Origin of the sequence: Delftia sp. PE138 (assembly GCF_018320755.1) — a bacterium.
Taxonomy (GTDB): Bacteria; Pseudomonadota; Gammaproteobacteria; order Burkholderiales; family Burkholderiaceae_C; genus Comamonas; species Comamonas tsuruhatensis.
This window is the reverse complement of the sequence record NZ_JABEPN010000002.1, coordinates 637335-652592: the sequence shown is the minus strand read 5'-3', so window position 1 is coordinate 652592 and position 15258 is coordinate 637335. Positions and strand designations below refer to the sequence as shown.

The 15258-nt window shown below is 69.7% G+C and carries 2 protein-coding genes (1 of these 2 cut by a window edge); both read right to left on the bottom strand.

Annotated elements, in window-relative coordinates:
• Window positions 1-69 precede the first annotated feature (69 nt).
• Complete coding sequence (locus tag HFGMBDPB_RS11805; RefSeq protein ID WP_017404743.1) at window positions 70-2469, bottom strand: TonB-dependent siderophore receptor; 2400 nt, start codon at window positions 2467-2469, stop codon at window positions 70-72.
• 182 nt (window positions 2470-2651) lie between these two features.
• On the bottom strand, window positions 2652-15258 hold the 3' portion of the coding sequence (locus HFGMBDPB_RS11800) for a non-ribosomal peptide synthase/polyketide synthase (protein ID WP_249343409.1). The gene runs 6218 nt beyond the window's last position; only the last 12607 of its 18825 coding nucleotides appear in the window; its start codon lies off the right edge, out of view; it ends in the stop codon at window positions 2652-2654.

The window sequence follows — 15258 nt, the reverse complement described above, 5'->3', positions numbered from 1 at the left end:
CTTCGGTTCCCCGACAAAGAAAAGGCCACGGCCGGATCGCTCCAGCCGTGGCCCATGGCCCGTGCCCGCTTACCAGCGATAGGTGGCCGTGCCGATCACCTTGCGGGGCTCGCCGTAGAAGCAGCCGTAGGAGCAGCTGGCGATATAGGTCTTGTCGGTCAGGTTGGTGAGGTTCAGGGCGAAGCGCCAGGGTCCGGTGGTGTAGCTGACCATGGCATCCACCAGGGTGAACGCCGGCAGCGAGACGGGAACGCCATAGGCCAGGCCGCGTGTCTGGCCCAGGTACCTGGCGCCCATGCCCACCTTGAGGCCGGCAAGCCCGAAGTCGCCAAAGCTGTAGTCGCCCCACAGCGATATCTGGTTGTAGGGCACGCCGATGGAGCGCTTGCCCAGCTCGTCCGGCTGCAGGGGGCTTGCCTGCGTGGTGCGCGCATCCGTGTAGGCATAGGCGGCAATGATGTTCACATTGCGGCCGATGGAGCTTCGCGCCTCCAGCTCGAAGCCGCGGGAACGGACTTCACCGGCCTGTATGTTGAACGCCCTGCTGGCGTCCTGGGGATCGGGCACGAGCAGGTTCTGGCGGGTGAGCTGGAAGACCGCCGCCGAAACCATGGCCCTGGAGCCGCTGGGCTGGTAGCGGACACCGGCCTCGTACTGCTGCCCCGTCGTGGGCTTGAACCGCGATCCAAGGCGGTCCTGGCCCTGGGTGGGCTCGAAGGACTCGCTGTAGCTGAAGAAGGGGGCAAGGCCATTGGCGGCGAGATAGACCACGCCCACCCGGCCCGTGAAGGCCGAGCTTTTCTCATTGGCCGCGCTCACGTCCCCGGTGAAGAAGTTCGTCTCGTTGAAGCGGACCTTGTCATAGCGGCCGCCCAGCAGAACCACCCACTTGTCATCGATCTTGATCTGGTCCTGCGCATAGATGCCGAGGCGCTTGTAGTCGTTCTTCCAGGACGATCGGTAGTAGGGGGAGACAGGCCCCACCGGCTTGCCGTAGACCGGGTTGAAGACATCGAGGTCGGCGGCCTGCTGTTCATAGCGCTCGGTCTCGTGCTTTGGCAGGGCGTAGTCGAAGCCCACCAGCATGGTGTGCTTGATGCGGCCCTGGTCCAGCTGGTACTGCAGCGAGGTATCGGTCACGAAGGCCGACGAGCGGTCCCAGCGCGGCTGGTAGTAGCGCTCCACCACCGAGCGCTGGTCGGCGGACAGGCCCCAGCCGTCCGTGCTGAAGTAGCTGCTCTTTGCGTTGTAGTAGCGCATGCTGTTCCTGAGCTTGAGCTTCTCGGAAAAGGCATGTTCGAAGAGATAGCCGATGGAGTAGCGGTCCAGATCGAATTTGTCCCGCCCCGCCTCTCCGATGAAGCGGTTGCGGGGAATCTGTCCATTGATGTTGGGCAGCAGGGTGCCGTAGGCGGGCAGCCCGTAGACGTAGGTGGTGCGGTCCTTCTGGACCTCGGCCAACAGTGTCAGCGAGGTATTCGCATCGGGCTGCCACTTGAGCGATGGGGCGACATAGGTTCTGTCATCGGGGACACGGTCGATGAAGCTGTCGCTGTCGCGCTTGAGCGCCACCAGCCGGTAGGACCATTTGCCCTCGTCGTCCAGGGCACCCGCAAAATCACCCGAGACCTGCCTGCGCCCGAAGCTTCCGGCGTCGATGTTCAGCTCCCGGATTTTTTCCGTGGTGGGCCGCTTGCTCACGGTGTTGACCACGCCGCCCGGGGAGACCGAGCCAAAGATCACCGAAGAGGCGCCCTTGAGCAGCTCGATGCGCTCCAGGCCGTAGGGCTCCTGCCGTCCGTCGTAGATGTTGGCCGTGAACAGGCTGCCGTCCCGGTACATGCCCGTGGTGCGGAATCCGCGCAGGTACAGGCTGTCCGAGGTGCGGTCCAGGCCCTCGGCGCGGGTGACGCCGGCCGCGTAGCCCAGCGCATCCTGCAGGCTTTGCGACTTCAGCGTCTCGATCTCCTGGGCACCGATGACCGTGATGGACTGCGGTGTCTCCAGGATGGGCGTATCGGTCTTCGTGCCCGTTGAACTGCGCCGGGCGACATAGCCCTGCACGGGGCCGGCTGCGGTTTCGCTGTCCGTGACGTTGATGGTCGGCAAGGTCGCGCCGGAGACCGCGGGACGGCGGATGGCGAAGCCTCCGTTGTTCATCCTGATGGCTTCCAGGGACGTGCCGGCCAGCAGCTCCCGCAAGGCCTGCTCCGATGTCAGGCGGCCGTTGACGGCGCGGGAACTGAGCCCGGCAACCAGCTCGCCTGCGGCAAACATCTGGGTTCCCGTCTGGCGGGACAGCTCGTTGATGGCCGAAGCCAGGGCCTGGGCCGGCACATGGATATCGAACACTTGGGCAGCCTCCTGCCCTGTGGCCTGGGCCACCGCCTCGGTGCTCCAGAACGAGACGGAACCAAAGGCCGTGGCAAGGGCCAGGCTCAGCAGATGTTGACGGGGCAAGGAAGGCATGGTCGAAGAATTTCCAAAGGCATTGAATGAGACTGGTTACCAACCGGGCACGGACCTCCGCCCGGGTTGTTGTGCATTCCAAAGACGTTCTGCGCGCAAAAATGGAGACAAGGTGTAACCCGGTTTTCACGAAAAAGACCCGGGACGGGGCGGGCCGGGGGCACCCCGGCCGCCGTTGCCCCTCAGTCCAGCGCGTACTCCAGCGCCAAGGCGTCGAGGATTTCGGCTGTCAGCCCCTCGTTCCTCATGATGGCGTAGTGGTCGGCGCGGATCACCGCGCCCTCTGCCCTTTCGGCCCTTCCGGCGTCCTCCTGGCGCAGCTGGTGCGCGAGCCGCAGCCGGTGCCCGGCCGCGGTTTCATCGCTCCACCAAAGGCTTGCCGCCGCTTGCACGGGCGCCAGGGCCTGCGCCTGCAGCGCCAGGTGCTTCAGGTGCAGGGTGGTCAGAAAGGCCTGGGCCAGGTCGGCGCCGTCCATGCAGGCATGGCCGCTCGGTCCCCCCGGTCCCTGCCTTGCAGCTTCGCGGCCCAGCGCGGCAGCCAGCAGATCGGCGCGGGGCGGCACCGATGCATCGATGTCCGCAAGGTCCTCGATGCGTGCCAAGGGCAGCATCTGCGAGACGAAGAGCCGGAAGTCATCCCACCACGACGGGGACCCGGCCGTATCGCCAGCAGGCACGAACGGGTCCACCAGCCCCAGGAAGCCCACCGTCTGTCCCTGGCCTTCGAGCCGGGCCGCGATCAGGGCCGCCAGGCTGCCGCCCAGGGACCAGCCGAGCAGGTGGTAGGGGCCGGCGGGCTGTACCTGCCTCACCATCGCGCAGTAGTCGTCGGCCATCTGCTCCAGCGAGCGGTCGCGGTAGCCGGGATCGCCCAGGCTGCGGCAGGGTATGGCGTGGACGGTGCGCCGGTCCTGCAAGGCCCGCGCCAGCGGCTGGTAGTCAAACACCGTGCCGAACCCGGCATGCACGCAAAACAGCGGTGGCGCAGCCTCACACACGGCGTTGAGCGCCACGACGCCCCCAGCTCCACCGGCGCCGGCTGAGCGAAGCTCCAGCAAGCCGGCAATGGTCGGCCGCTGCAGCAGGTCGCGCAGCTTGAAGTCCAGCTGCGGATCGCCCAGCTTGCGCACCTTGGCGTGCATCCTGAGACTGAGCAGGGAGTCCCCGCCCAGTTCGAAGAAGTTGTCGGTCTCGCCCACGCGTTCCACGCCAAGCACCTCCTGCCAGATGCGGGCCAGCGCCATGGCCGACGCTGTGGACGGTGGCACGTGAACCCGCGCGGCATCTGCCTGCGGCAGCGGCAGCGCACCACGGTCGAGCTTGCCGCTGACCAGTCTTGGCAGGGCGGGCAGGACCAGCGTATGGGCCGGCAGCATGTAGTCGGGCAGGTGCTCGCCTGTCTGCTGGCGGATGCGCTGGACCAGGGACTGCGCGGCCGTGCCCTCCTCCCCCACCACATAGGCCACCAGCTGCTTGCCTGTACCGGCATCCTGGACCAGCACGGCGGCATCGACCACGCCGGGCACGGCCCGGACGGCCTTCTCGACCTCGCCCAACTCGATGCGGAAGCCCCGGATCTTGACCTGGTGGTCGGCCCGGCCTATGTACTCGATGTTGCCGTCCGGCATCTCGCGCACCAGGTCCCCCGTGCGGTACAGGCGGCCGCCACCGCCGTCGAAGGGGTCGGCGACGAAGCGCTCGGCCGTCAGGCCGTGGCGCGACAGATAGCCGCGCGCCAGGCCGTAGCCGCCGATGTACAGCTCGCCCACGACGCCGTGCGGCACCCGGTGCAGGTCGGCATCCAGGATGTGCACCGTGCGCTCGCCCACGGGCCGGCCGATGGGGGCGTAGGCGCAGTCGAAGGTCTCGCTGGCCTCGGCCTTCCAGATCAGCGGCGTCACCACCGTCTCGGTGGGGCCGTAGCCGTTGATGAGCAGGCGCGGGCGCAGGCTCTGGCGCACCTTGTCGTAGGCGGCCTTGGGCATGGCCTCGCCACCGAAGACGTACAGCTCCACCGGCGGCGGCTCCTGCGACTGTTCTGCGGCCCAGTCCGCGATCTGCGCCAGATAGGCCGGCGGGAACGCGGCATTGGAGATGCCGTGGTGGCGCAGGGCCTCGCAGGCCTGCTCCGCCGTCCACATCTGCGGCTCGCGCAGCACCAGGCCGGCGCCGATGCTCAGGGCCGTCAGCCAGCGCTCATGCGCGCCGTCGAACGAGAAGGACATGAAATGCAGCTCACGCGAGTTCGCCCGCATGCCGTAGATCCCGGCCGTGGCCGCGCAGTGCATGGACAGCGGCCCGTGCTCGACCACCACGCCCTTGGGCTGCCCGGTCGAGCCCGAGGTGTAGATCACATAGGCCAGGTCGTGCTCGTGCACGGCATGGGCCGGCGCCGCGTTGCAGGCCTGGGTGAAGTCCACCTCCTCGGCCACCACCAGATGGGCCACAGCGGGCGTGCCCAGCTTGTGCAGCGCCGCCCTGTGGGCGATCAGGTGGGAGGCACCGCTGTCTGCCAGCATGAACCTCTGGCGTTCGGCGGGCGACGCCGGGTCCAGGGGCAGGTAGGCCGCGCCCGCCTTGAGCACGGACAGCAGGCAGATCACCATTTCCAGCGAACGCTCCATGGCGATGCCGACGATGGCGCCGCGCCCCACGCCGGCCTGCACCAGGCGGTTGGCGAAATGGTTGCTGCGCGCCTGCAGCTCGCCATGGCTGATGGTCTGCTCGCCCATGACCAGCGCCACCGCGCCCGGGTCCCGGTGCGCCTGCAGCGCCATGCCGGCATGCACGGGCAGGAATGGCGTGCGGCAGGCATCCGTGCCCGTGCCCGTGCCTGTGCCTGTGTCCGTGCCCTCCGGCCCATCGCGGCCGGGCTCGGGCAGCAAGGCGATGTCCCGCAGGCAGTGCATGCCCTCGCCCGCCATGGACGCCAGCACCTGCACCAGTTGCCGCAGCAGGGCCTGCACGGCGTCATCGCCGAAGCTGCTCCGCTGGTAGATCATCTTGAGCGACAGCACATCGCCCAGCCGCACCTCCAGGTCCATGGGATAGGAGGTCACGTCGATGGCATGCGTCACCGCAAACCGCAGATGCGGGTCGTCGTGCGCGGACAGCACGGCATCCATGGGGTAGTTCTCGAACACCAGGATGCTGTCGAACAGGCCGCGCTGGCCCTTGCCCGCCCAGCGCTGGATGTCCGAAAGCGACGTCTGCTCATGCTCGCGCGAGGCCAGGTTCTGAGCCTGCAGCGTGCGCAGCCAGGGACCCAGCTCCAGCGCGCCGTCGCAGGCCACGACCACCGGCAAGGTGTTGATGAACAGCCCCTGCATTCTTTCCACACCGGCCAGCTCGGGCGGGCGGCCAGCCACCGTGGCCCCGAAGGCCACCGTGGCCTGGCCCGTGTACCGCGCCAGCACCAGCGACCATGCGGCCTGCACCACGGTGTTGGCCGTCACGCGCTCGCGCTGGGCAAACTCCACCAGCTGCTGCGTGACACCGGCATCCAGCGCGGCGCCGGCCTCGTGGTGCCCCTGACGGGCTGCAGGCAAGGCACCAGGCCGGACAGCAGGCCGGGCAAGCGCATCCACCAGCAAGGTGGGCTCGTGCAGCGGCTGCACCAGGCGCCTCCAGTAGGCCTCGCTGGCCCCGTGGTCCAGGCTTTGCAGCCATGCGATGTAGTCGCGGTAGCTGGTGTCCACGGGCTCCACGGCAATGCCCTTGTAGTCGCGCAGCACCTCGCCCAGCAGGCTCGATGAACTCCATCCGTCCGTGAGCAGGTGGTGGGCGGTCCAGATGCAGTGGTGGCTGCCATCGGACACGCGGACCAGGGCCAGCCGCATCAGCGGCGGCTTGCTGAGGTCGAAGGCCGCGAACTGCCCGGCGGCCAGGGCATCCAGGGCCCCCGCCACATCCTCGCTGTGCCGGCAGTCATGCTCGGTGATGTCCAGCAGGACCTGCCGGGCCACCCATTGCAGCGGCAGGGACGCGTCGGCCAGGAAGCCGCTGCGCAGCACGGCATGGCGGTCCAGCACCGCCTGCCAGGCCTTTCGGAAGCGCGCGGCATCCAGGCCATGCGCGTCGATGCGCAGCTGGGTGACATAGGACAGCCCCGAGGGATCGGACAGGCTGTGGAACAGCATGCCCGACTGCATGGGAGACAGCGGATAGAGGTCCGCCAGATTGCCCGCAGGCAGGTCCAGGCCGTCCAGTTGCGCCTGCGTGACCCGGGCCAGCGGGAAGTCCGAGGGCGTCACCCCCTGCGCGCCGCTCAGGCAGTGGTCGATCAGGCCTTCCAGCTCCTGCCGGTAGCGCCCCATCCAGGCCTGCACATCGGCGGTGTCGTGGCGCGCCGTGCTGAAGGCGGCCGTCATCACCAGCTCGCCGTCGTAGACGCGGCCATTGATGGTGAACTCGTGCGACAGCGGCGCCGAGGCGTCGGCCGGCATGCCGCTGCCCTCGGCAGCCGGCAGCCATTGGGCCGCGCTGTCAAAGCTTGCGTCGAACTGCCCCAGGTAGTTGAAGACCAGGCTGGCCTGGGGCAAGGCCCGCATGGCCTGCCTTTGCTGCGCCGTGCCCAGGTACTTGAGCACGCCATGGCCCAGGCCGTGCAGCGGCACTTCGCGCAGGCTTTGCTTGACGCGCTTGAGCGCGTCGCCCGGGCCTGTGCCCGCATCGAGCGCCACCGGGAAGACGCTGGTGAACCAGCCCACGGTGCGCGAGACGTCCACGCCGGCCGAAAGCTCCTCGCGGCCATGGCCCTCCAGGTCCACGAGGATGCGCTGCTGCCCGCTCCACGCGCACAGGGCGCGCCCCAGGGCGGCCAGCAGGATGTCGTTGATCTGCGTCCTGTAGGCCGCCGGCACGCGGCTGATCAGGGCCTCGGTGCGCTCGCGGTCCAGCCGCAGCTCGACGCTGGACTGCCATGCCAGGGTGTTGGCCCCCCCGGGGCGGGCACAGGGCAGGCTGGCCGGCACCTGGGCCAGCGCCTGCCAGAAGGCCAGCTCGCCGCCGCATTGCGCGGCATGGGCCTGCAGCGCCTGCGACCAGCGCTGGTAGCTGGCGGTCTTGTGGACCCTGGCGGGCTCCAGGCCCTGCAGCCGGCTGGCATAGGCCGAACGCAGGTCTTCGAGCAGGATGCGCCAGGAGACCCCATCGACGACCAGATGGTGGGCCACCAGCAGCAGGCGCCAGCTGCCGTCGCCCACCTCGATGCACAGCCCGCGCAGCAGCGGCCCGTGGACGATGTCCAGGCTGCGCTGCGCCTGTTCGCACAAGTCCTCGATCGCGCCGGCATCCCGTGCCTGGCGCACCCACAGCAGTTCCTGCAGGTCGGCCTCGGACGGGCTTGCGTAGGCCTGCTCCCAGGCGCCCTGCGCCGTGGGGCGAAAGCGCAGGCGCAGGCTGTCGTGCCGGGCCAGCAGATCGGCCAGGGCCTGGCGCAGCGGCGCAGGCTGCAGCGGCTGCGTGCTGCGCAGCAGCAGGGCCTGGTTCCAGTGGGATCGCTGCGGCACGTCCGTTTCGAAGAACTCCGCCTGAATGGGCAGCAGGGGAACGCTTCCCTGGACCGGTGTGTCCTGCTGCACGGCCTCGTCCTGCACGGGCTCGGCCACACGCGCCAGCTCGGCAATGCTTTGCCGCTCGAACAGCTGCCGTGGCGACAGCTTCCAGCCGAAGCGGCGCAGGCGCGAGACGATCTGCAGGCTGAGGATGGAATCACCGCCCAGCGCGAAGAAGTTGTCGCTGCGCCCCACCCGCTCCAGGCCCAGCACCTCGGCCCAGATACGGGCCAGCAGCGCCTCCAGTTCGCCCTCGGGCGCCTGGCTGGCGGCTGGCATGCCGAACGCGGGCAGGGCCTGCCGGTCCAGCTTGCCGTTGGCGTTCTGCGGCAACTGGTCCAGCACCATGATGGCGCCCGGCACCATGTAGTCGGGCAGTACCGTGGCCAGGCGCTCGCGCATCTCCTGCCCGTCCAGGGTCCGCCCGCTGCGGGCAGACACATAGGCCAGCAGCCGCGTGCCCGCCGGTCCCTCGCCGGCCACGACCACGGCCTCGCGCACATCGTCCAGCGCCAGCAGTTGCGACTGCACCTCGCTCAACTCGATGCGCAGGCCGCGGATCTTGACCTGGTGGTCCACCCGCCCCAGGTACTCCAGCTGGCCCTGTGCATTCCAGCGCACCAGGTCGCCCGTGCGATAGAGTCTTGCGCCATCGTGGCCGAAGGGGTCGGCGACAAAGCGCTCCGCGCTGAGCCCTGCCCGGTTCAGATAGCCGCGCGACAGCAGGGGGCCGCCTATGCACAGCTCACCGGCCACGCCCAGGGGCACGGGGCGCATCCGGTCGTCCACCACCCACATGTGCCGGCCCGCCAGAGGCCGGCCTATGGGAAGGTCCTGGGGCGCCGCGCCGGCGCCTTCCACCAGGCCCGTGCAGTCGAAGAGGGAGGCCGTGACGGTGGCCTCGGTCGGGCCATAGGCATTGAGCAGCCTCACATGGCCCAGCCCGGCATCGCGCCAGGCCTTCAGGCCGGCGCCCGGCATGGCCTCGCCGCCCACATGCACCTGCCTGAGCCGCCCGTACCCGCGCAGGCCCTGGCGCGCGAAATCCTGAACCAGCAGCAGCCAGTAGGCGGTGGTCAGATCGGCCACGCTGATCTGCCTGGCCATGAGTTCCCTGTGGAAGGTGGCGCTGTCCCAGAGTTCGGGCCCGCGCAGCACCATGGCCGCGCCGGCCACCAGCGGCGCGAACAGCTGCTCGATGCAGCCATCGAAATTCAGCGTGGCGAACTGCAGCACGCGGTCCTGCGGCGACAGCGCGGCAAAGCCGACGGCCAGCTGCGCCTGCTCGGCCAGGCAGCGGTGGGAGATGCCCACGCCCTTGGGCCGTCCGGTGGAGCCCGAGGTGTAGATCACATAGGCCAGGCATTCGCCATGCACGGCGGCGCCGGGGTTGTGGCCGGGCCCCGGCATCACGCCGATGGCGTCCAGGTCCAGCGCCTTCACGCGACCGGCCACCTCCAGCCCCAGGCGGGACTGCGTGAGCAGGCAGGCCATGCCGCTGTCCTCGACCATGTGGGCCAGGCGCTCGGCCGGATAGCCGGGGTCCAGGGGCACATAGGCCGCGCCCGACTTGAGCACGGCCAGCACGGCCACCACCATCTCCACCGAGCGTTCCACCGCAATGCCCACGCGCACCTCCGCGCCCACGCCCTCGGCGATCAGGCGGTGCGCAAGGCGGTTGGCACGCCGGTTGAGCTGCGCATAGCTGATGCATTCGTCGCCAAAGACCAGGGCCGTGGCCTGGGGCCGCTCGTCCACCTGCTGCTCGAACAGCCTGTGCACCAGGGGCGGGGCGTCGCGGCTCTGGGGGTTGCATCCAGACTGCACCGATTGCGCCCATTGCGTCAGCTGCGCCCATTCATCCCGGTCCAGCAGCTCGATATCGCAGGCCGGCAGCGCGGGCGTTTCGGCCAGAGCCGCAACAATGCCTTCCACGGCGGCCAGCATGTAGGCGCACAGGCGCTGCGCGCCCACGGTCTTGCTGGCCTGCCCGACCAGGCGGAAGCCCTGGCCCAGGTCATCGATGGACATGTCCACCGGGTAGTTGGTGCGCTCCTGTCCGCCCAGGGCCGTCATGCCCTCCCACGCTCCCGAGGCTGCGCCCGCTGCCTCCGTCTCCTGCGGCGCTGCGGTGTAGCGGTAGTTGAGCAGGGCCGAGAACAGCGGCGTCCCCCCCGCCAGAGCGCTGCAGCGCTGCGCCAGCGACAGCGTGGCGTGCTCGTGGTGCATCAGCCCCGTCAGCAGCTCATGCGTCTGGCGCAGGCATTCCTGCACGCTGCGCCCGCCCAGCTGTATGCGCAGCGGCAGCGTGTTGATGAACATGCCCAGCGCGCTGTGCGCGCCCTCTCCGCCCTGCATGCGGCCAAAGAGCACGGTGCCGAACACCACGTCATCCTTGCCCGTGGTCCTGCCCAGCACCAGCGCCCAGGCCAGGTGGAACAGGCTGGCGGCACTCACCCCATGGCGCTGCGCCTGCCGGCGCAGCTCGCGCGACAGCGGTGCATCCAGCGCAAGCCTGGCCTCCTCCACCGCGCTGCCGTCGCCCTGCACATCCAGCAGGCCAAACGGCGCCGTGGGCTCATCCACATCGCCGAGCATGGCGCGGAAGAAGTCCTCATGCGCGCTGGTGCTCACGCCCAACCGGGCCTGGGCCACGAAGCGCCTGAACGGCAGGGGCCTGGGCAGCTCCGCCTCGCGGCCCTGGGCCATCAGTGCGATCTCCTCGACGATGCGCTCCAGCGTCGTGTGGTCCAGCACCAGGTGGTGGGTCAGCAGCTGCAGCAGCCAGCGTCCGTTGCGCGCATCCTGCGCCGCCACGGCGCGGATCATGGGTGCACGGCGCACATCGATGCGCTGCACGCGCGGGTCCAGGCGCTGCTGCAGCACGGCGGCTACATCGCCCTCGCTTTCACCAGGCTCCAGCCAATCGACCAGCACCTGTGCCTGCCGGCAGACCACCTGCACAGGCTCGGCCAACCCCTCCCACACCACGGCCGTGCGCAGGATGTCGTGGCGTGCGATGACCCGGTTCAGGTGGGCCACAAAGCCCAGCAGCCGCTCGCGCGTATCGAAGCCCAGCAGCGTGGGCGTGGCGTAGGCGTCGCCCTGCGGGTGCAGCGTGTGGTGGAACAGAATGCCTTCCTGCAATGGCGCCAGCGGATAGATGTCCTGGATGTTGGCCGCGCCACCGGGCACGGCGGCCTCGACCCGTGCGATCTCCTGCACGTCCAGCGCCGCCAGTGTCAGCATGGCGGGCGTGATGGCCGTGCAGCCTTCGGGGATGCCGTTGGGCGGCACCTGCACCTGGGCGGCGCTGTCCGCCTGCATCAGCTGCGCCGCAAAATCCGCCAGCTGCGGATGCTGGAACAGGCTGCGCACCGAGGCCGACAGGCCCTGCGCGCGCATGCGTTCCAGCATGCCCATGGCCAGCAGCGAGTGCCCGCCCAGCTCGAAGAAGTTGTCGCGCCGCCCCACGCGGTCCTGCCCCAGAAGCTCGGCCCATATCGCCGACAGCTGCTGCTCCACCCCGTTGTGCGGCGGCTCGTATCCACGCTGCGCCCATTCGGGCTGCGGCAGGGCCTTGCGATCCACCTTGCCGTTGGCATTGAGCGCAAGCGCAGGCAGCACGACGATGGCCGAAGGCTGCATGTAGTCCGGCAGCCGCCGGGCCAGCGCCTGGCGCAAGGTTTCGGCCAGCCCCGCATCGGCGTCCGGGCCGGCCACATAGGCGACAAGGCGCGCGCCCGCCGCGCCCGATGTGGCTTGCGCCGCGACCACCACGGCCTCGCGCACGCCGGGCTGGGCCAGCAGATGGGCCTCGATCTCGCCCAGCTCGATGCGCAGGCCGCGGATCTTCACCTGGTGGTCCAGGCGCCCCAGGTACTCGATCTGGCCGTCGACGTTCCAGCGCACCAGGTCGCCCGTGCGGTACAGCAGGCCGCCCTGCGTGTCCAGCGGGTCGGCCACAAAGCGCTCGGCCGTCAGTGCGGGGCGGTTCAGATAGCCGCGCGCCAGGCCCATGCCGCCCAGGTACAGCTCGCCGGCCACGCCCTGTGGCGCCGGCCGCATGGCGCAGTCCAGCACATAGGTGCGGATGCCGCTGATGGGCCGGCCGATGGGAACCTGGAGCCGCCCGTCGTCGCGGCAGCGCCAGTGGGTGACGTCGATGGCCGCCTCGGTAGGCCCATAGAGGTTGTAGAGACCGGCTCCGGGCAGGAGCCTGAAGACGGCGTTCTGCGCCTCGGCCGGCAGGGCCTCGCCGCTGCACAGGATGCGCCTGAGGCCCGTGCATGCTGCAACGCCCGCGTGCGCCACAAAGGCCTGCAGCATGGAAGGCACGAAGTGCACGGTGGTGACGCCATGGCCCGTGATCAGCGCCACCAGCCTTGCGGGGTCACGGTGATCGCCAGGCGCGGCCATCACCAGCCGGGCGCCGGCCATCAGGGGCCAGAAGAACTCCCAGGCCGACACATCGAAGCTGAACGGTGTCTTTTGCAGCACGGCGTCCGAGGCATCGAGCGCATGGGCCTGCTGCATCCAGGCCAGCCGGTTGTGCAGGGCCGCATGCCGGTTGGCCGCGCCCTTGGGGCGGCCCGTGGAGCCCGAGGTGAAGATCACATAGGCCAGATGCTCCCCATGCACGGCAACCACGGGGTTGCGCTGAGATTCACCGGCCACATCGATGCGGTCGATGTCCAGCCACTGCAGATCCTCGCCTGCGGGCAGGCGCTTGCGCAGCGCGCTGTGGGTGAGCAGGCGCCGCACGGCGCCGTCTTCGATCATCTGCGCCAGCCGTTCGGGCGGGTGATCGGGGTCCAGGGGCACATAGGCGCCACCGGCCTTCATGATGGCCAGCAGGCCCACCACCATCTCGATGGACCGCTCCATGGCGATGCCCACCCGGGTCTCCGGCCTCACGCCCAGGGCCATCAGCCGGTGGGCCAGCTGGTTGGCGCGGCGGTTGAGCTGGTCGTAGCTCAGCACCTGATCGCCAAAGACCAGCGCCACGGCATCCGGCCGTGCCTGGACCTGGCGCTCGATCAGCTGGTGCACGGGCTGCATTCCGGGTTCGGCTCGGGCGCCCAGGCTCCAGGCCTGCAGCTGCGCCCATTCCTTGCCGTCCAGCATGTCCAGCGCCGCAGCCTCCAGGCCGGGCTCGCTTTCCAGCGCGTGGACCAGGGAGGCCACGGCCGCCGCCATGTATCCACACAGCCGTTCAGCCCCCAGAGCAGCATCGGCCTGGGCCACGATGCCAAAGCCTTCGCCCAGGTCGTCGATGGACACGGTCACGGGGTAGTTGGTGCGCTCCTGCCCGCCCAGCGCCGTCATGCCTTCCCATGCGCCCGAGGCTCCGCCCGCTGCGCCCCCCTCCTGCGGCGCCGCGCTGTAGCGGTAGTTGAGCAGGGCCGAGAACAGCGGCGTCCCCCCCGCCAGAGCGCTGCAGCGCTGTGCGAGCGACAGCGTGGCGTGCTCGTGGTGCATCAGCCCCGTCAGCCCCGCATGCGTCTCATGCAGGCAGTCCTGCACGCTGCGCCCGCCCAGCCGTATGCGCAGCGGCAGCGTGTTGATGAACATGCCCAGCGCACTGTGCGCGCCCTCCCCGCCCTGCATGCGGCCAAAGAGCACGGTGCCGAACACCACGTCATCCTTGCCCGTGGTCCTGCCCAGCACCAGCGCCCAGGCCAGGTGGAACAGGCTGGCCGCACTCACCCCATGGCGCTGCGCCTGCCGGCGCACGCTGCGCGCCAGGGGCTCGTCCAAGGCCATCCTTGCCTCCTCCACCGCGCTGCCGTCGCCCTGCACATCCAGCAGGCCAAACGGCGCCGTGGGCTCATCCACATCGCCGAGCATGGCGCGGAAGAAGTCCTCATGCTCACTGGTGCCCACGCCCAGCCGGGCCTGGGCCACGAAGCGCCTGAACGGCAGGGGCCTGGGCAACTCCGCCTCGCGGCCCTGGGCCATCAGCGCAATCTCCTCGACGATGCGCTCCAGCGTCGTGTGGTCCAGCACCAGGTGGTGGGTCAGCAGCTGCAGCAGCCAGCGCCCGTGGGGCGCATCCTGCGCCGCCACGGCGCGGATCATGGGTGCGCGGCGCACATCGATGCGCTGCACGCGCGGGTCCAGCACGGCCTGCAGCCGGCTGGCCACGTCCGCAACCTCCCCTTCGCTACCATTTTCGCTCTCGTCCAGCCAGTCGAGCAGCACCTGCGCCTGCCGGCAGACCACCTGCACGGGCTCGGCCAGCCCTTCCCACAGCACGGCCGTGCGCAGGATGTCGTGGCGTGCGATGACCCGGTTCAGGTGGGCCACAAAGCCCAGCAGCCGCTCGCGCGTGTCGAAGCCCAGCAGCGTGGGCGTGGCATAGGCGTCGCCCTGCTGGTGCAGGGTGTGGTGGAACAGAATGCCTTCCTGCAGCGGCGCCAGCGGATAGATGTCCTGGATGTTGGCCGCGCCACCGGGCACGGCGGCCTCGACCCGTGCGATCTCCTGCGCGTCCAGTGCCACCAGCGTCAGCATGGCGGGCGTGATGGCCGTGCAGCCTTCGGGGATGCCGTTGGGCGGCACCAGCACCTCATGCCGGGGCAGGCCTTGTTCGCGGCGCAGCGCCAGTGCCAGATCCGCCAGCCGGGGGTGCTGGAACAGCGTGCGCACCTGCGTCACCCAGCCCTGGGCGCGCATGCGCTCCAGCAGCTTCAGGGCCAGCAGCGAGTGCCCGCCCAGCTCAAAGAAATGGTCGTGGCGCCCCACGCGCTCCACGCCCAGCACCTCGCTCCAGAGTGCGGCCAGACGCTGCTCGCCATCGCCCACGGGCGCCTCGTAGTGCAGGCTGGCCAGCAGTTCAGGCTCGGGCAAGGCGGCCCTGTCCACCTTGCCATTGGCATTCAGGGGAAGGCGGTCCAGCACCATGATGGCGGCCGGCACCATGTAGTCCGGCAGTTCAAGGGCCAGGCGCTCGCGCAGTTCGGCCGCCGTGACCTGCTGCCCTTCATGCGCCGAGACATAGGCCGCCAGGTGCATTCCGGCAGAGCCCTTGCGGGCCACGACCACGGACTCCCGCACCTGGGGCTGGGCCAGCAGCCGGGCCTCGATCTCGCCCAGCTCGATGCGAAAGCCCCGGATCTTCACCTGGTGGTCCCGGCGCCCCAGGTACTCCAGCTGGCCTTCGTCGTTCCAGCGCACCAGGTCGCCCGTGCGGTACAGGCGGCCGCCGCCCTGGTCGAACGGGTCGGCGACG

Coding starts and splice junctions, on each gene's coding strand:
- HFGMBDPB_RS11805 (WP_017404743.1), bottom strand. CDS start 2,469: ATGCCTTCCTTGCCCCGTCAACATCTGCTGAGCCTGGCCCTTGCCACG.